The sequence below is a fragment of the Dehalococcoides mccartyi 195 genome (assembly GCF_000011905.1).
GTDB lineage: Bacteria > Chloroflexota > Dehalococcoidia > Dehalococcoidales > Dehalococcoidaceae > Dehalococcoides > Dehalococcoides mccartyi.
In genome coordinates this window covers 720,528-737,052 of the sequence record NC_002936.3, presented here as the reverse complement: position 1 = coordinate 737,052, position 16,525 = coordinate 720,528, and the positions used below count along the sequence as shown (strand labels likewise).

Below are 16,525 nucleotides of genomic sequence, written 5' to 3'. Positions count from 1 at the left end.
ACTGTATATGTCTCCTTAATTTGCCAGTATCTCGGATACTTTTTCTATGCCAGCCAGATTGGGGTTTTCCTTATCAAGCGCTATTTTAACAGTTTGGCTGCCCAGTTCTTTATAAACAGGCAGCAACTCCGGGGCAGTATTTTCAAGATTTGCCAGATGTTTTAAAACCGTCCCGTAATCCCCCCTGGCTATAGGCCCGGATAGAGCACTAGTTATACCTGCTTTTTCTATATTTGAAAGGGTGCCGCGTACCAGCGGCATAAGGGCTTTTACGGCTTTATCTTCGGGGACACCGAAAGTCTGCCAGAGCCCGGCAGCCATTTCCATAAGTGTAACCAGATAGTTGGAAGCCATAACTGCTGCCAGATGATAACTTAGCTTATCTGACGGTTTAAGGATTATCCACTCTCCGCCAAGCACTTTTACCATATCCTTAAGCACAGGCAAAGTCTGGTCATCACCCTCCAGCGCATAGGTAATACCCCTAAGGTTTTTTACCGGGTCTGTCTGTAAACTGAAACTCTGGAGGGGGTGCAGTACCCCTGTATGCGCCCCAAACTCGTGGGCAGTTTGCAACAGTTCAGCTGAATAAGCCCCGGAACAGTGAATTATATATTGGCCGGGATGCCAGCTGATACTGCGGCAGACTTCGGCAATAGTGTCATCCGGGGTGGTAATAAATACAATATCAGCGGTGTCAGCCACTTCCTGCGGATTAAGGCAGATTTGTACCGAAGGGATTTTCCGGCAAAGCCTGTTCGCAGACTGAGCCGTGCGGCTGGCAATGCCGGAAACGGGATATCCTTTACCGGTTAGCCCCACAGCTAGAGCACTCCCCACTGTGCCTGCCCCTATAAAACCCAGCGTCTGCACCTGTTACCCCCTGATAATGATAGATGCCCTCCCCGGCAGACCGAAGAAGGCATCTAAAAAAATCTTTTTATTTACCGTCTCGGCCGTTTTCCGATCCAAGCGGGGAGATATTTAATTTAAAGCACCCGAAAGCTCACCGCCGGTTAAGGTCGGTGGCATATAGCCCGTATTTAGGCCTCTATATTCTGGTCGTAGGGTATAAACTCAATGTCCTCAGTGGATGAACCAACGAAAGTGATTTTCCCGTTGGTCATACCCATACATGTACCGGTAATTGCAATCTCCATGCCGATTTCAATATCAGCCCCCGGTTTGATTACATAATTACCGAAGTAGCAAATTATATTTGCCCCGTTATCCAAATCAGTTTTCAAGGATATCCAGCAACTGTTAGGTGCTGAACCGTAAACAAAGTCGGCTATTTTCCCTCTGACTTTGATAGTTTTATTGGTATAATACTGCTCAGGGTTGATTTCACCGGGACTGATAAACTGTGAATACAAAGTTTCGGCAGCTACCAGTATAATAACAGGCTCGCCAGATGGAGTATTATCAGCAGGTTCATTATTATCTACCTGCTGGGTATTGTTACTGGTACTTCCGGTAGGTGAAGAATCTATTTTGCCTTCCAAAGCAACTGAAACCGAGAATATTATGCTCACTGCGGCAATAACCAGCACAGGTGAAGAGAGCATTATCCCCCTTAGAAATTTGCCATTTGTAGAGTTGCTCATCTCAATACCTCAAGACATTATATTGATACCCTAAAATGATATACCACATGACATATCCGGTCAAGCCAAAAACCAGTTTTTGTATCTGGCAGCGCTTTGAAAAAATCAGGCTAAGATTATCCGGGGCGGTTATTTACTACTAGATTATATCCTGAAGGGCTCTGGCTGAAGCCAGTATGCCGGCAGTTTCAGTATCTTCAAGCATAAAGGGCGGCTGCTGGAAAAGCCTTTCATGGAGTGCACTTATAGAGATTAGGCCGTTTTCCACCGCCCAGATATCCGTTTCGTTATTGTCTGCCGGGCTTAGCTGGCGTCGCCTGAGCCAGAAATAACGCTTCCTGCCATCATGCCCTTCTTCCACTGTTTCTATGTGGGTTTTATGGGCAAGCGGGGTAACCCGTAACTCATTAATCCGGCAAAGCGGCAGGTCAGGGGTATTTATATTCAGAAAAGAATTTTTACTGATATGCCCGCTCTGTATCCGGCGTGCTATCTCCGCTGTAATACAGGCGGCACTATCCAGATTTTCGGGCTCTTCCGCCGTGACGGGTATTGAGATGGCTATTGAGGGTATGTTACGCAGGTATCCCTGCAGGGCGGCACCCACCGTTCCTGAAATAAGCACATCATCACCCAGATTCAGGCCATGGTTTATGCCTGATACCACCAAATCCACCGGTTCGGTTATCAGCTTGGCTAAACCCATTATTACACAGTCACATGGGCTGCCTTCTACCGAATAAGCCTCTATGCCCGGAATAAGCGGGTGGGTTTTCTGCACCCGGAGGGGCTGGCGCAGGGTTACCTGGGTGCCGGTAGCACTTTGCTCACGGTCAGGTGCTACCACCACTACTTCGCCAACTTCTTTGAGCCTTTTCACCAGTGCCCACAGGCCTGATGAATAAATACCGTCATCATTGCTCACAAGTATTCTCATAACAAAGATGAGTTTAGCATACCCTCAAAAACCGGGCAAACTAACCGCCGTCATTACCCGGATAACAGCCGGAATTACCAAAATTGCTTAAAAAACCTCTCACGGATATACTTACAGTGAATAAAAATTGACTATCACTCTGTCTATTTGTTTGAGGATTTGTGAAAACCAGCGATTTTGATTATAACCTGCCGCAGGAATACATTGCCCAGAAACCCGCTGAACCCCGTGACAGCTCACGTTTGCTGGTCTTAAACCGCCAGAGCGGGGAGCTAAAGAGCTGTATTTTCAGAGACATAACCGGTTATTTTCAGCCGGGAGACGTACTGGTAATGAATAACAGCCGGGTACTGCCCGCCCGTATAAAAGGCATTAAGCAGGATACTTCAGCTAAGATTGAAATACTCCTGCTGAAAAGTGACGGCAACGGTTGCTGGGAAGCCCTGTTAAAACCGGGGAAACGCACCAAACCCGGCACTATTATTGATATCCGGAAGCAAGACGGACAGATACATATTCAAGCCGAGGTGCTGGCAGATAAGGAAGACGGCATCAAGCTTTTGCGTTTTTCAGATGAAACCCTGCTGATGAAACTGGGCGAAGTGCCTTTGCCGCCTTATATACACACGCCGGTTTCAGACCCGGAACGCTACCAGACAGTTTACGCCCTGACTAACGGCAGTGTTGCCGCCCCAACTGCGGGTCTTCATTTCACCCCGGAGCTGTTAGAACGCCTTGGAGATATGGGTGTAATTTGTACCTACGTAACCCTGCACATAGGACTGGATACCTTCCGCCCGGTCAAAGAGGAAGACCCCAGTGACCATATAATCCACCGTGAATACGGTATACTAAGTGCGGAAACTGCCGCGGCTATCTGCCAGGCCAAAGCAAACGGTAAACGGGTATTTTGTGTGGGTACTTCGGCCACCAGACTGGTGGAACAGGCTTCCAGTCTAAGTCAGAACGGGATTATTGAACTATATTCGGGCTGGGCGGATTTGTTTATCTTGCCGGGATATAAATTTAAAGTGGCTGACTGTTTTATTACCAATTTCCATCTGCCCCGTTCCACCCCCCTTATGCTGACAGCGGCCTTTGCCGGCTGGCCGTTACTTCAGAAAGCCTATGAAAAGGCTATAAATGAGCATTACCGCTTTTACAGCTTTGGTGATGCCATGCTGGTTTTATAAAACACCCCCAAAAATTACCCATAAATAACAAAGGCCGGGTTTAATTCCCGGCCTTTAGTTTTATTATTCGCAAAAACTGGTCATTCCCAGCGGAAAAAGCGGACTGAGATAACCATACAGACCACCAGCCAGCCTGTGACTACCAGCAAATCAACCCCCAGCGGGAAAACAGGAGCTCCGTCCACCATTACCTGTCTGAAGGCATCACCCAAATAGGTCAGCGGTAAAGCATTTACCACCGGGCGCATGAAATCCGGCATATATTCCAGCGGAAAGAAAATGCCGGAAAGGAACATCATGGGGAACTGGATAAGCTGCACAATGGGCATAGCACCCTCTTCGGTCTTGGCCAGTGAAGCCACCAGAAAGCCCAGACTGATAAATGACAGCGTTCCCAGCATCACCAGCCCTAATAGCAGCCACCAGTTGCCTAAAATCTCCACGCCGAACATAAGCTGCCCGATGACTATAATGATAACGGTCTGAAGCACTGCCAGCCCCAGCCTGAGCACCACCTGGCTGAATATAATAGTGGAGCGGGAAATAGGGGAAGCCCCCAGCCGTTTCAAAATCTTCTTTTCCCTCTGCTGAATAAGCGGCATGGCCGAATAAATTCCCAGGAACATGATAGACATGGCCAGCACACCGGGGATAAAGAAACTCATCATACTCATGTCTTTGGTCTGAATAGTCTCTTCGCTTATCTCAAACAAAACGGGCGTCTGGGTTATCTCACGGTTGATACTCTGAAGTATCTCTTTGACCACCGGCAAAATAATCTGGTTTACGCTGGTCTGAGAGCCGTCATAATAGACCTGCACCTCGGTAGTCTGCCCGGACAGAGCCGCCTGCCCCAAACCCTCCGGCAGTATTATAACTGCCTTGAGCTTACCGTCTGTAAGAAGCTGCAGACTGTCATCCCGCGGGTTATCCTGCACTGAAAATATGCTTACCTGACTGAAAGCCTGAACTATACCCTGACTTATCTGCGAATCGTCTTCGTTTACCAGGGCAACATCATAATTAATCTTGTCTGTACCGCTGAAAACCAGCCCGAACATAATGATAAAGAGTACCGGGAAAGCCAGGGTAAAAAACAAAGCGGTCTTGTCCCGAAGAAATTACTTGAAATTGGCATTTAGCATATTTAAAAATGAATTCATTCTCTTATCTTCCTGCCGGTCAGTTTCAAGAATACGTCTTCCAGGGTGGCCTGGCGGACATGCAGATTACGCAGTTCGGTATTACCCTTGTTTTTATCCGCATAATCCAGTATGGCGCCCATAGTTTTAGGCACATCAGCCGAATATAAAATAACCTCAAAACCTTCTACTGAAGCACTGGTCACACACGGAAAAGACCCCAGTAGTTCACCGGAGGGCACAGGTTCCATTTCAAACTCAATGGCGCTTTCTTTAAAGTTGCTTGAGATAAGTTTTTTAGGTGTATCCAAAGCAATAATCTTGCCATGGTCTACTACCGCAATCCGGTCACAAAGCCGTTCAGCCTCGTCCATATAATGGGTGGTGAGGAAGACTGTTTTACCCTGTGCGCGCAGCTCTTCAATAACCGACCACAAACCCCGCCTGGCCTGAGGGTCAAGCCCGGTGGTGGGTTCGTCCAGAAAGGTAATCTCCGGGTTATTGACCATAGCCATAGCTACCGATAAGCGCTGCTGCTGACCGCCGGATAGATTCTTAGAAAGCACCTTGCGGCTTTCGGTCAGCGCTACCATTTCCAATAGTTTATCAACCGGCAGAGAATTACGGTAGAAAGAGGTGAAAAGTTTTAATATTTCTTCTACATTTAACAGCGGCAAAAGAGCCGGAGCCTGAAGCTGGATGCCGATAAGCTGTTTAATCTGTTCACGCTGTTTGCGTACATCCATGCCCATCACCGTGACACTGCCTGAATCCGCATCCCGCAGCCCCTCAATAATTTCGGTTGTGGTAGTCTTACCAGCACCGTTCGGACCCAGCATACCGAAGACCTCACCTTTTTTGACCTCAAAACTGATACCATCCACCGCCCTGATTGGACCGTAGACCTTTACCAAGTCTTGCACTTGAATAACCATCTGTTTCCTTTCTCTGTCTGCAGTGAAAAGGCATAATTAAACTGCACGTGCACTAAGTATACAGCAGCAATATTAAGGCTGGATTAAGGAAGACGGGTTAACTGCCTGTAAAGTTTTGGATGAGCAGATAAACACCATAGCCCAGCACAGCCACCGCAGCAATCAGGAGCACTACCAGAAGGGGCATTACATCATTGCGGCGGTTAGGACGGTAACTGCGCTCCTCACGGTAAGCCTTGGCAGGGCGGCGGGGAGTGCGGTAGCGGGGTTCTTCATCTTCGTAATAATCATCTTCAGCAGCATAACGGCGGGAGGTGCGGCTGCGGGGACGTTCTTCGTACTGGTCATAATAGGGATAAGCCTGCCGGGCAGGTCTAGCGGCAGGGGTAGTATCATCTTCATCACGGTAATTCCGCGGCTTGGCAGTTGATTCCAGTTCTTCATCATTTTCATATTCGTCATCTTCGGGAGCAGGCTGTACTGGCGGTGAAAACTTTTCGGCTGACTCACGGCGGGTGGTATTCTTATAAAGACGGCCGGTTCGCCCAAGAGGGGGAGCGTCAGGGTTTAACATCTGGCCGCAGCTTGGGCAATAGTTAACCTTCCCCACAATGCCCTGACCGCAGCTGCAAAAGGTCATATTATCTATATCGGGGTTTTGCGAACCCCGGGGTTGTCCGACACCGCAGAAAGGACAGAAAAGCAAGCCGGATTCAACCAGGCTATCATCAAAATCACGGGAACAATTAAGACACTTCATAAAATCCTCGTTATCTATCAATTTTAGTTGGCAAATTATAACACTCTTTTTCCCCGAAGCATACCATTTAGCTTTAAACTTTGTATTTATGGAACTAAAGTTTAACCAGCCGAAAAGGTCAAAACACCAGCCGCTGCGCACCTCCCCGTAACAAATTCAACTACCAGTGTATATAACGTATTTCAGGCTGCAAGGTTAGGCAGGAATAATAGATATCAGTGCGGCCGAAAAACCCCGGTTTTCTAGACAGGTGGAGTTTTGGGGGCTATAATCACAACCAGATGATGAACAGGATAAATCTTTCGCTTTTTATTCCCAGGGCTGATATTGAAGTTTATCTTGAACGTTTGGCTGCTGAAATTAACCGCAGCTACCAAGATAAACCGCTGGTGGTAATAGGCGTGCTAAAGGGGTCATTTATTTTTATGGCTGACCTGATTCGCCGCCTGAATATGCCTGTTGAACTGGAATTTGTAGGGCTGGCCAGTTACGGCCAAAATACCCAAAGCAGCGGCAAAGTACGCCTGACCCGCCCCCTTAAGCGGGATATTACCGGCAAAGACGTACTGGTAGTGGAAGATATTGTTGATTCGGGGTTAACTATTTCTTACCTTTTAAAGTATCTGAAAAGGCGTAAAGCAAACTCGGTAAAGCTGTGTGCCCTGCTCAGTAAACCCAGCCGCAGAATCTGCCCGGTAGAAATAGACTATCTGGGCTGCGAAGTAGCTGATAAATTTCTGGTAGGTTACGGACTGGACAGGGGCGAATGCCACCGCCAGTTACCTGAAATATTTGCTCTGGAGGAACAACCGGATGCAGACAAACCTTAGCCAGCTGATAAAAGTTGCCAGAGGCGAAGCCAAAGCTGATTTGGTGCTTTTAAATGCCAGAGTAGTAAACGTATTTAACGCTGAGATAGAACCGGCAAATGTGGCCGTGTTTGGCGGCCAAATAGCCGGTGTCGGGGACTACACACTGGGTAACCGGGTGCTTGACCTGAAAGGTGCATATCTTCTGCCCGGACTTATCAACGGGCATACCCATGTGGAAAGCTCCATGTTGGATATTTCCCAATACGCCCGAGCAGTAATTGCCCATGGTACTTCCGCCCTGATAACCGACCTGCACGAAATAAGTAATGTCTGCGGCAAAGAGGGCATTGATTATGTCTTGAGTGCTTCAGCCGATTTGCCTTTAAACATTTTTTTGCAAGTCCCTTCCTGCGTACCTGCCACCCATCTGGAAACTGCCGGAGCCGAAATAAACTCCAACGATGTGACGGAGCTGCTGCGTCTTCCAAACGTAACCGGACTGGGAGAAATGATGAATTTCCCAGGGGTACTGTTCGGTATCCCTTCGGTACTTGACAAGATTGAGGCCGCTTCGGGTAAAGTGCTGGACGGTCACGCTCCGGGTCTTTCGGGCAAGGATTTAAATGCCTATATTTCCGCCGGGATACACTCTGACCATGAGTGTATCCAACTTGACGAGGCCAAAGAAAAACTGGCCCGCGGCATGTACATAATGATACGCGAAGGTTCTTCGGAGAAAAACCTGACAGAGCTTCTGCCGCTGGTAACCGATAAGACTTATAAGCGCTGTATTTTTGTGGTAGATGACCGAAGCTGTGCTGATTTGCAAAGAGACGGGGATATTGATGCAGTAGTGCGCAAAGCCATCAAGCTGGGACTTGACCCCGTAAGGGCAATCCAGCTGGCCAGTATAAACACCGCCGAGTATTTCCGTCTGAATGGTCACGGGGCAATTGCACCCGGATATCTGGCTAACATGATAGTCTGCCAAGACCTAAATCAGCTGGATATAGATATGGTCTTTCACAAAGGGGAACTGGTAGCGGAAAAGGGTCAGGTATTATTTAAACCCCAAAGCCACGTCCCCAAGTCACTTCTAAGCAGTATGCACATAAAACCTTTTGACATCAAAGACCTGGCGATTAAAGGCAGCAGTACCCAAATGCCTGTCATAGAGGTAATACCCGGGCAGATTGTAACCCGCAGGCTAAACCTGAAAATACCGGCTGAAAACGGGGTTCTCACGCCAGATATTGAACAGGATTTGCTAAAAATAGTGGTATTGGAAAGACACTGCCAAAGCGGCAATATAGGACGGGGGCTGATAAAGGGATTTGGTCTTAAAAAAGGGGCTATAGCTTCATCTGTCGCCCATGATTCGCATAATGTAATAGCTGTAGGCACAAATGATGCCGATATATACACTGCCGTAAAGGAACTGGAAAGAATAAACGGAGGCATTGCCCTGGTGGTGGACGGTAAGATAAGTGCTTCGGTGCCATTGCCGGTAGCCGGGCTGCTTTCTACCCAGCCGCTTGAAAAAGTGGTAGATGCACTGGAAGAAATAAATAAACAGGCAGCCGGACTGGGCTGTAAATTAAGCGCCCCCTTTGCCACTTTATCCTTTATGGCCCTGCCTGTTATACCCGAACTGCGCCTGACTGACTTGGGGCTGGTAGATGTAAACGCTTTTAAACTTATTCCACAGGAGACATGATGCACAGACCGCTGGTATCGCCCATATTTGAAAACCGATTTGATGCAGGCAGACAGCTGGCTGAAAAACTGACCCAATACAAGGACAAATCTGCCATAGTGCTGGCTATCCCTAACGGCGGTATACCCATTGCTACCCAGGTGGCTTTGGCACTGGATGCCGATATGGATATGATTATTTCCCGTAAACTGCCCATACCGTTAAGGCCGGAAGGAGGCTTCGGGGCAGTGGCAGATGACGGGGCGGTGATGCTTAACCACGAAGTGGTAAATTACCTGAAGATGACCGAACAGCAAATACATTATACGGTCAACAAAGTACGGGCCGAAGTCCAGCAGAGAAGCCTGCTGTACAGGGGACACCGCACACTTTCCATACTGAACGGGCGGACAGCTATTATCATTGATGACGGACTCGCCTCAGGTTACACCATGCTGGCGGCGATAGAATCTGTAAGGCGCAAAAAACCGGCCAGAATAGTTGCCGCCGTACCCGCTGCTTCGGCTACTGCCCGCAAACTGGTGGAAAAAGCAGCCGACGAAGTAATTACCGTAGCTGACGGGTTTATGCCCAAGTTTTACGTATCAGATTACTACCGGTACTGGAATGTACTGGATGATGAACAGGGGTTAAAGGTATTTAAAGACTGGCAGATGCGCCGCCAAAACTTAAATCTCCGCCCGGAAAACCTGCCTCCGCCCAGCATGACCATGCGGCGTAAACCCCTTATTTAAGGCGGGTAATACGCTTTAGGGCGGCTATCTCTCCCGGAGTAAGCTCACGGGTTTTACCCTCTTCCAGTTTGCCCAAACGCAGTGTGGCTATACGGCTGCGCTTCAAAGCCTTTATCTGGTATCCCAAATGGGCAAACATACGCCTTACTATCCTTTTTTTACCTTCGTGTATTATCAGTTTGTAGTTATACGGCGGTTCGTCTGTAACCCGGCTTAAGCGGGCAGGTGAGGTCAGCCCGTCATCCAGCAGCATGCCTTTTTCCAGGCTTTCTTTATCTGCCTGGGTAAGTGCGGCATCAATGGATATCAGGTATTCTTTTTCTATTTCATAGCTGGGGTGGGTAAGGCGGTTAGTCAGTTCACCGTCATTGGTAAGCAACAAAAGGCCGGTAGTAGTCTCGTCCAGCCTGCCCACCGGGAAAAGACCTGCCCCCTCATAACGGCGGTGGAGCAAATCCATCACAGTTTTACGACCCAGTTCATCACTGGTGGTAGAGACTATTTCAGGCGGCTTATTTAACATAAGGTATATACGGCGGATACGGCTAAGTTCAACAGGTTTGCCCTCAAAGGTTACCTTGTCCTGCTGGGTATTTACCGGCTGGGAGTAAGATTCCGCTTTCTGTCCGTTCAAAGTAACCAGACCTTGCTTAATAGCCTCCGCCATTTTGCGGCGTGAACCAAGCCTGGCTTCCACTAAAACTTTCACCAACGGAGTACCTGAAGATGCATTATATGACATTAAAATTCCTTTAAATGGGTATTAAACTTTTGTCTGCTTGCTATCCAGTGAAGTATACAGCCTGCGCCCATATTCCAGCAGAGTCTTTTTCTCCTGTGCCGAAGTCTGCCTGGCATCCAAATAATGTTCCAAAGCCTGAACAGGGTCAAGCCCCTCCGCTTTGAAACCGCCCTCTCTTTGGCGGCTTGAGCGGGTGAAATTTTTGGAAACAGTGAAGTTATGGGCCTCACGCAAAGCTTCCCGTATATCATTATCCCGCAGCTGCCCGCCAATCTCTGCCGGCAGCTCCAGTTTCAGGCGGACTATAGCATCTTTTATTTCCGGCTGGCGTGATTGTAATATATTTATTACTTCCTGAGTAGGGTCAAGGCTGTCTGCCGTTACAGTATGCTCTATAGTCAAAAAACGGCGGCCTTCCAGTTTTATAAACTCAAATTCAGTTTTACGGCTGAGGGAGTCTATCTCTACCAGATAAAAACCTTTATCGTCTTTTTCCTCACCGAAATCCAGCCTTTCCAGACTGCCGGGATACACTACCGGAGGGGAAGAAGACAATACCTGCTGCTTATGGATATGCCCCAGAGCAATATAATCAAAAGCAGGGTTGGCAATATTACTTAACATAACTGTAGGCTCGTGACCTATTGAGATATTCCGCTCGGAGCCCAGTTTGGCGGTATTGACCGAAAGATGGGCGGAAAGGATGGCGGGGATATCTTTATCAAGCTGGCCTGCCAGATTTTCTATAATACCGGCCAGATAATGTTCCACCCTCTGGTTCAGTTCCTCAATGCTCAGGCTTTTTTCTTCTTTCTGGTTTGAGACCGAAAGAACAGAGGAACGGCGTAACCACGGCAGGGAGGCGACCTGAATAAGACCGCTGCGGGTATTTATCAGCCGCACTTCCGCCTTGGCGGAAACATGCACATTGGCAATATTAAGTGTGTCAAATATTTCAGTTGTGGTAGCCCTGCCGGTGGCATTCGGCAGGTCATGGTTTCCTACTAGCAGGAATACCTGTATGCCGTTATTTGCCAGGGTACTTATCCGACGGGCGAACTCCCGCTGCTGAGTTTGGGAAGGGTCACGGCTTTTGTAAGCATCACCGCTGAAAACCACCAAATCCACTTTGTTCTCAATGGCATAAGCCACCAAACGGTCAAAAGCAGCCAAGAAATCAGCCAGCCGGGAGGAAAGCCCGGTTGCACTGTCAAAACGGCCGTAATTCTCCACCCCTATGTGAAGGTCTGCAAAGTGGAGGATTTTCAATTTCGCCTCCAAATCAGCTGTTAAACGGCTCACCCGAAAGCTTGGCAGCCAGAATGCAGCTAAGTTCGGATACTTTTACCCGTATTTGATCCATGCTATCCCTGTCACGTATGGTCACCATGCCATCTTCCAGAGACTGGAAATCCACCGTAACGCAGTAGGGTGTACCTATTTCGTCCTGACGGCGGTAACGGCGGCCGATACTCTGGGAGTCATCGTAAGCTACCATCCAGCATTTTCTAAGGTCAGCATAAATCTTGCGGGCATAATCAGACAGTATTTCTTTCTTGGAAAGAGGCAAGACGGCTATCTTGTACGGGGCAAGTGCCGGGTGCAGGTGCAAAACAGTCCGTATTTCGTCCTTGTCAGGCTCTTCGGCATAAGCATCAATCAGGAAAGCCAGAGTAGAGCGTTCAACCCCGGCTGAGGGTTCTATTACATAGGGTATAAAGTGTTCTTTGGTTTCTTCGTCAAAATACTCCAGTGCCTTGCCGCTGTATTTGGAGTGCTGGGTAAGGTCAAAATCACGCCTGTTGGCTATACCTTCAAGCTCACTCCAGCCCATGGGGAAATTGTATTCCACGTCATAACAACCCTTGGCATAGTGAGCCAGTTCGTCAGAGCGGTGAGCCCGAAGCCTGAGGTTTTCAGGATTCATACCCAGATTTTTATACCAGTTCAGGCGGTACTGAGTCCATTCCTCCAAGCAGGCATCATCCGCACCCGGTTTTACAAAATACTCCAATTCCATCTGCTCAAACTCGCGTGAGCGGAAAATAAAGTTACCGGTAGTAATTTCGTTGCGGAACGATTTACCTATCTGGGCAATACCGAAGGGCAATTTTTTGCGGGTGGTATTTAAAACGTTTTCAAAATTTACAAATATGCCCTGAGCGGTTTCCGGCCGCAGATAGACAATATTGGCCGCCTCTTCAACAGGACCCATAAAGGTTTTAAACATGAGGTTAAACTGGCGTGATTCGGTAAGCTCACCGCCGCAGGCCGGGCATTTGGGTTCGGCAAGGTCTGTGGGGCGCCAGCGCATTTTGCAATTTTTGCAGTCCACCATAGGGTCGGAAAACCCGGCCACATGACCGCTGGCTTCCCAAACGCGGGGGTGCATGATAATACTGGCATCCAAACCAACCACGTCATCCCGGTCACGTACCATATACCGCCACCAGGCTTCTTTAACGTTGCGCTTCAGTTCTACGCCCAGCGGGCCGTAGTCCCAGCAGCTATTCAGGCCGCCGTAGATTTCACTGCTGGGGAATATAAATCCCCGGCGGCGGGCCAAAGAAACTATTTTATCCATGGAAACAGGCTGAGAAACATTTTCAGACAAGGTCAATTACTCCTTTTTGCTTGCACTCGGGCCGTTAAAAGTTTTGTAAGCCCTGACAAATACCGGAATGGCAAAAATCCCTATAACAATGGCTGCTATAACAATAAGGATAATGGCAAACAGCCACAGGGGCAACAGGTGAATTTGATGAACATTGTAAACAAATACGTCCAGCAAAGCATATGCCAGTATCAGCTGGGGCACAGCCATAATATTACCCATAAACCCAAGCAAAGTTCCCGGTTTCACCCAGAAATCCGTCTGGTTGGTTTTAAAAAAGCTGAGCCGCGGCAGGAAAAACGCCAAGCCAAAAGCCAAAAGTACCACTAAAACCTGCACTCCAACCAGCATGCCGGTTATCAGCCCGGCATTTATATAGGTAACCGGTGCGCCGTCAATACTGAAGCGGTATGCCACCTCTGCCGGCAAACGGCCAAAATATATAGCAGTAAGGATAAGCGACATAACCAGCGCCAGCAGCGGTGCCATGAAATAAGCCGGACGGAAGCTGAATGAAGCGGCAGGCAGATTCGGCTGATTATCTATACTCATGAATAAAAAGTTATCAGCTTTGGGCAAATAAGTCAAAAATATTTTGGCGGATACCAGCTTTAGTGCTAGAATGTGCCAAAATATTATCCTTGAGGCTTATACAAACATGCTTAACCGCAAACTCCGTTTAGGTTTACTGGGTACAAACTGCTATATACTGGGTGATGAAGAAAGCCGTGAGGGGCTTATAATTGACCCGGCTGCTATCTCAAACTCAATCCCCGAAACAGTGACCGAGCACCATCTGAATGTAAAATATATCTTACTTACCCACGGGCATCTTGACCACCTGGCAGGGCTGGAATATGTCCGGAAACTTTACCCCGGAGCTAAACTTTGTTTTAACCCTTCGGATTCCCACTTAAGTGAAAATATTGAGCTGGTAAGTTACCTGGGAATGCCCGCGCTGCCAAACCTTGTGCCGGATATTCCGCTTGATGAAGGCAGTACGCTGGAACTGGGCAAAACCAGATTTTCGGTTATTTCTATACCGGGCCATACACCGGGCGGTATCTGTTTGTACACGCCGGGTTATTTGTTCAGCGGAGATACCCTTTTTAACTCCGGCATAGGGCGGTCAGATTTTGAGGAAAGTGATACCGAGGCCTTGCGGCAGAATATAATAAACAGGCTGCTCAGCCTTCCCCCTGAAACCCTTGTCTTCCCCGGACACGGCCGGGAAACAACCATTGGCAGAGAAAAGGCCGGCAACCCGTTTATTTAGCTTTATATAGCCTTAAATTATACCGCTAAAATTAGCCAGTATAGGTGCCATAACCAAGGCAATAATGGCAACCAGCTTAATCATAATATTAAGTGACGGTCCGGCGGTATCCTTCATGGGGTCGCCCACCGTATCACCCACCACTGCCGCTTTATGGGCATCCGAACCTTTACCGCCGTAAGCCCCGGTTTCAACCCATTTCTTGGCATTGTCCCAGGCACCGCCGGCATTGGCAAAAGTGACTGCCAGTACAAACCCGCACAGTATGATACCGGCCAGAAAACCCACTACGGCTACCGAACCAAGCAGCCAGCCGACTATTACCGGTGAAACTACCGTGATAATACCGGGCAAAATCATCTGCTTAATGGAGTCACGGGTGCAGATATCTACACATTTGCCGTATTCGGGTTTGGCAGTGCCGTCCATAATACCGGCAATCTCTTTAAACTGACGCCGCACTTCGTTCACAATGGAAAAACTGGTCACACCCACTGCTTTTAAAGTAAGTGAACAGAAAACAGCCGGCATCATAACACCCAGCAAAAGCCCGGCCAGCACCTTGACATCCAGCAGGCTTACCTGCGAAGCAGTTATACCAACCGCCTGGGTGTAAGAAAGCAAAAGAGCCAGTGAAGTAAGCCCGGCAGAACCTATGGCAAACCCTTTGCCTATGGCGGCAGTGGTATTGCCCAGAGAATCAAGCGCATCCGTCCGTTCGCGTACTTCCTTGGGCAAACCCGCCATTTCAGCTATACCGCCGGCATTGTCAGCTACCGGGCCGTACGCATCGGTAGCGTCCTGAATACCCAGGGTAGCCAGCATACCCACACCGGCCAGAGCCACACCGTAAACATCACCGAAAGTATAAGCAATGACAATAGCGGCGACTACCAGAATTATCGGAGGGACTACACTCAACAGCCCCACCGAAAAACCGGAAATAATATTGGTGGCCGCACCCGTCTGGCAGGATGCCGCTATACCCAGAGTGGGTTTATAGACATATGAAGTAAAATAGTTGGTGCTTTCACCGATAAATACACCCGCCGCCAGCCCGGCCAGAATGGCAACAAAGAGACCCAAATCTGCCTGAAGATACCAGACAGCCAGGAAAGAGAATACCGCCGATAAAAAGGCGGCTGCCAGAGTACCCTTGCGTAAAGCTGCCAGCAAGGCCTTCATCTGGAGTTTTTCCCCGGTACGTACCAAAAAGATACCGATAACCGAGGCCAGTATACCCCCGGCTGCAACCAGCATGGGCAGGAAGAAAGCCGCTTCCTCAGACGGGACAAGCGAATACCCCAGTTTCATTGAGAAAGCGCCGACAGTAGCCAGAGCCATGGTAGCTATAATGGAATCTACATAAGATTCAAAAAGGTCAGCCCCCATCCCGGCCACATCACCCACGTTATCACCCACAAAGTCTGCCACTACCGCCGCATTGCGGGGGTCATCTTCGGGGATACCTTTTTCCACTTTGCCGACAATATCCGCCCCGGTATCAGCCGCTTTGGTAAAAATACCGCCGCCCACTCTGGCAAAGATAGCCACAGAGGAAGCCCCGAAACCATATCCGGGCAGAATCTGCAGGAAATCTGCGTTACTGCCAAAGGCAAAGTACATTATTGAAAGGCCGATAATACCGATACCAACCACACTCATACCCATAACCGAACCAGCCCTGAAAGAAAATTTCAGGCCTTGATTAAGGCTGTGACTGGCGGCAGTAGTAGTACGCGCATTAGCCCTGACGGCTATACTCATGCCAATAAAACCCGCAAGCCCGGAGCATAAGGCCCCAAACAGGAACGAGACCGATACCGGCCAACCCAGCGAAGGCAACAACGCCAGTATGATAGTCACTGCCGCTACGAAGATGGCCATAACCGTGTATTCACGGGTGATAAAAGCCATGGCACCTTCCCTGATGGCCGAGGCAATTTCCCTCACTTTAGATATGCCCTCATCTTGCCGGAGGACAAACCTGGCCAGCAGCCCGGCAACAACCAGACCCGCTAAACCGACAACCAATGCAATCCAGATAGACACTAAA

At 48.7% G+C, this 16,525-nt stretch carries 15 protein-coding genes and 1 pseudogene; 5 read left to right on the top strand and 11 right to left on the bottom strand.

Annotated features, from left to right (window positions below):
- Positions 1-15: 15 nt before the first annotated feature.
- The 3 genes from DET_RS04160 to surE all read right to left on the bottom strand — a co-directional run bounded on the left by DET_RS04160 (position 16) and on the right by surE (position 2,544).
- On the bottom strand, positions 16-873 hold the full coding sequence (locus tag DET_RS04160) for a Rossmann-like and DUF2520 domain-containing protein (protein ID WP_010936534.1): 858 nt from the start codon (positions 871-873) through the stop codon (positions 16-18).
- A gap of 170 nt (positions 874-1,043) precedes the next feature.
- Positions 1,044-1,607 (bottom strand): OB-fold protein, encoded by a 564-nt coding sequence (locus tag DET_RS04155; RefSeq protein WP_041223360.1) that lies wholly within the window; start codon positions 1,605-1,607, stop codon positions 1,044-1,046.
- A gap of 139 nt (positions 1,608-1,746) precedes the next feature.
- Positions 1,747-2,544 carry a 5'/3'-nucleotidase SurE gene (surE, locus tag DET_RS04150; RefSeq protein WP_010936530.1) on the bottom strand — a complete coding sequence of 266 codons (798 nt, stop codon included), beginning with the start codon at positions 2,542-2,544 and terminating at the stop codon, positions 1,747-1,749.
- A 161-nt stretch (positions 2,545-2,705) separates the two neighbouring features.
- On the opposite strand from surE, the gene queA reads away from it, so the two are divergent.
- Positions 2,706-3,737: a tRNA preQ1(34) S-adenosylmethionine ribosyltransferase-isomerase QueA gene (queA, locus tag DET_RS04140; protein WP_010936529.1), complete on the top strand. Its 1,032-nt coding sequence runs from the start codon at positions 2,706-2,708 to the stop codon at positions 3,735-3,737.
- An 80-nt stretch (positions 3,738-3,817) separates the two neighbouring features.
- Here queA and DET_RS04135 read toward each other — a convergent pair.
- From DET_RS04135 to DET_RS04125, 3 genes and pseudogenes are all read right to left on the bottom strand, one after another.
- A pseudogene (locus tag DET_RS04135) lies at positions 3,818-4,843 on the bottom strand (ABC transporter permease); the annotation flags it as partial.
- Positions 4,844-4,896: 53 nt separating this feature from the next.
- Positions 4,897-5,814 carry an ABC transporter ATP-binding protein gene (locus tag DET_RS04130; protein ID WP_010936527.1) on the bottom strand — a complete coding sequence of 306 codons (918 nt, stop codon included), beginning with the start codon at positions 5,812-5,814 and terminating at the stop codon, positions 4,897-4,899.
- A gap of 97 nt (positions 5,815-5,911) precedes the next feature.
- Positions 5,912-6,574 carry a hypothetical protein gene (locus DET_RS04125; protein WP_041223453.1) on the bottom strand — a complete coding sequence of 221 codons (663 nt, stop codon included), beginning with the start codon at positions 6,572-6,574 and terminating at the stop codon, positions 5,912-5,914.
- Positions 6,575-6,855: 281 nt separating this feature from the next.
- Here DET_RS04125 and hpt point away from each other — a divergent pair, with 281 nt between their 5' ends.
- From hpt to DET_RS04110, 3 genes are read left to right on the top strand one after another with little or no spacing between them, the layout of a single operon-like run.
- Positions 6,856-7,404, top strand: a complete 549-nt coding sequence (gene hpt, locus DET_RS04120; RefSeq protein WP_041223359.1) for a hypoxanthine phosphoribosyltransferase — start codon at positions 6,856-6,858, stop codon at positions 7,402-7,404.
- Complete coding sequence (ade, locus tag DET_RS04115; RefSeq protein WP_010936524.1) at positions 7,388-9,103, top strand: adenine deaminase; 1,716 nt, start codon at positions 7,388-7,390, stop codon at positions 9,101-9,103. Before hpt ends, ade begins: the two co-directional genes overlap by 17 nt.
- Positions 9,100-9,837, top strand: a complete 738-nt coding sequence (locus DET_RS04110; RefSeq protein ID WP_231935588.1) for a phosphoribosyltransferase — start codon at positions 9,100-9,102, stop codon at positions 9,835-9,837. Before ade ends, DET_RS04110 begins: the two co-directional genes overlap by 4 nt.
- On the opposite strand, the gene DET_RS04105 is transcribed toward DET_RS04110, so the two are convergent.
- The 4 genes from DET_RS04105 to DET_RS04090 are packed head-to-tail and all read right to left on the bottom strand — an operon-like array spanning position 9,830 to position 13,745.
- The gene (locus DET_RS04105; RefSeq protein ID WP_234943843.1) at positions 9,830-10,546 is read right to left on the bottom strand and encodes a pseudouridine synthase; all 717 of its coding nucleotides are present in this window, start codon (positions 10,544-10,546) and stop codon (positions 9,830-9,832) included. The genes DET_RS04110 and DET_RS04105 overlap by 8 nt on opposite strands.
- Positions 10,547-10,600: 54 nt before the next feature.
- The gene (locus DET_RS04100; protein ID WP_010936521.1) at positions 10,601-11,848 is read right to left on the bottom strand and encodes a metallophosphoesterase family protein; all 1,248 of its coding nucleotides are present in this window, start codon (positions 11,846-11,848) and stop codon (positions 10,601-10,603) included.
- A gap of 13 nt (positions 11,849-11,861) precedes the next feature.
- Positions 11,862-13,163, bottom strand: a complete 1,302-nt coding sequence (locus tag DET_RS04095) for a glycine--tRNA ligase (protein WP_010936520.1) — start codon at positions 13,161-13,163, stop codon at positions 11,862-11,864.
- A 36-nt stretch (positions 13,164-13,199) separates the two neighbouring features.
- Entirely contained in the window at positions 13,200-13,745 is a 546-nt protein-coding gene (locus tag DET_RS04090) for a hypothetical protein (RefSeq protein ID WP_044026242.1), read from the bottom strand.
- Between the two features lie 106 nt (positions 13,746-13,851).
- Here DET_RS04090 and DET_RS04085 point away from each other — a divergent pair, with 106 nt between their 5' ends.
- A complete protein-coding gene (locus tag DET_RS04085) occupies positions 13,852-14,469 on the top strand; it encodes an MBL fold metallo-hydrolase (RefSeq protein WP_010936518.1) in 618 nt (205 codons plus the stop codon).
- 12 nt (positions 14,470-14,481) lie between these two features.
- Here DET_RS04085 and DET_RS04080 read toward each other — a convergent pair whose 3' ends face one another.
- A complete protein-coding gene (locus DET_RS04080; RefSeq protein ID WP_010936517.1) occupies positions 14,482-16,521 on the bottom strand; it encodes a sodium-translocating pyrophosphatase in 2,040 nt (679 codons plus the stop codon).
- Positions 16,522-16,525: the final 4 nt, after the last annotated feature.

Bases quoted from the DNA above. Each gene is read 5' to 3' on its own strand.
- DET_RS04095 (WP_010936520.1), bottom strand. From the start codon at position 13,163: ATGGATAAAATAGTTTCTTTGGCCCGCCGCCGGGGATTTATATTCCCC.
- DET_RS04110 (WP_231935588.1), top strand. From the start codon at position 9,100: ATGATGCACAGACCGCTGGTATCGCCCATATTTGAAAACCGATTTGAT.
- DET_RS04130 (WP_010936527.1), bottom strand. From the start codon at position 5,814: ATGGTTATTCAAGTGCAAGACTTGGTAAAGGTCTACGGTCCAATCAGG.
- DET_RS04085 (WP_010936518.1), top strand. From the start codon at position 13,852: ATGCTTAACCGCAAACTCCGTTTAGGTTTACTGGGTACAAACTGCTAT.
- DET_RS04155 (WP_041223360.1), bottom strand. From the start codon at position 1,607: ATGAGCAACTCTACAAATGGCAAATTTCTAAGGGGGATAATGCTCTCT.
- DET_RS04090 (WP_044026242.1), bottom strand. From the start codon at position 13,745: ATGAGTATAGATAATCAGCCGAATCTGCCTGCCGCTTCATTCAGCTTC.
- DET_RS04125 (WP_041223453.1), bottom strand. From the start codon at position 6,574: ATGAAGTGTCTTAATTGTTCCCGTGATTTTGATGATAGCCTGGTTGAA.
- ade (WP_010936524.1), top strand. From the start codon at position 7,388: ATGCAGACAAACCTTAGCCAGCTGATAAAAGTTGCCAGAGGCGAAGCC.
- hpt (WP_041223359.1), top strand. From the start codon at position 6,856: ATGATGAACAGGATAAATCTTTCGCTTTTTATTCCCAGGGCTGATATT.
- surE (WP_010936530.1), bottom strand. From the start codon at position 2,544: ATGAGAATACTTGTGAGCAATGATGACGGTATTTATTCATCAGGCCTG.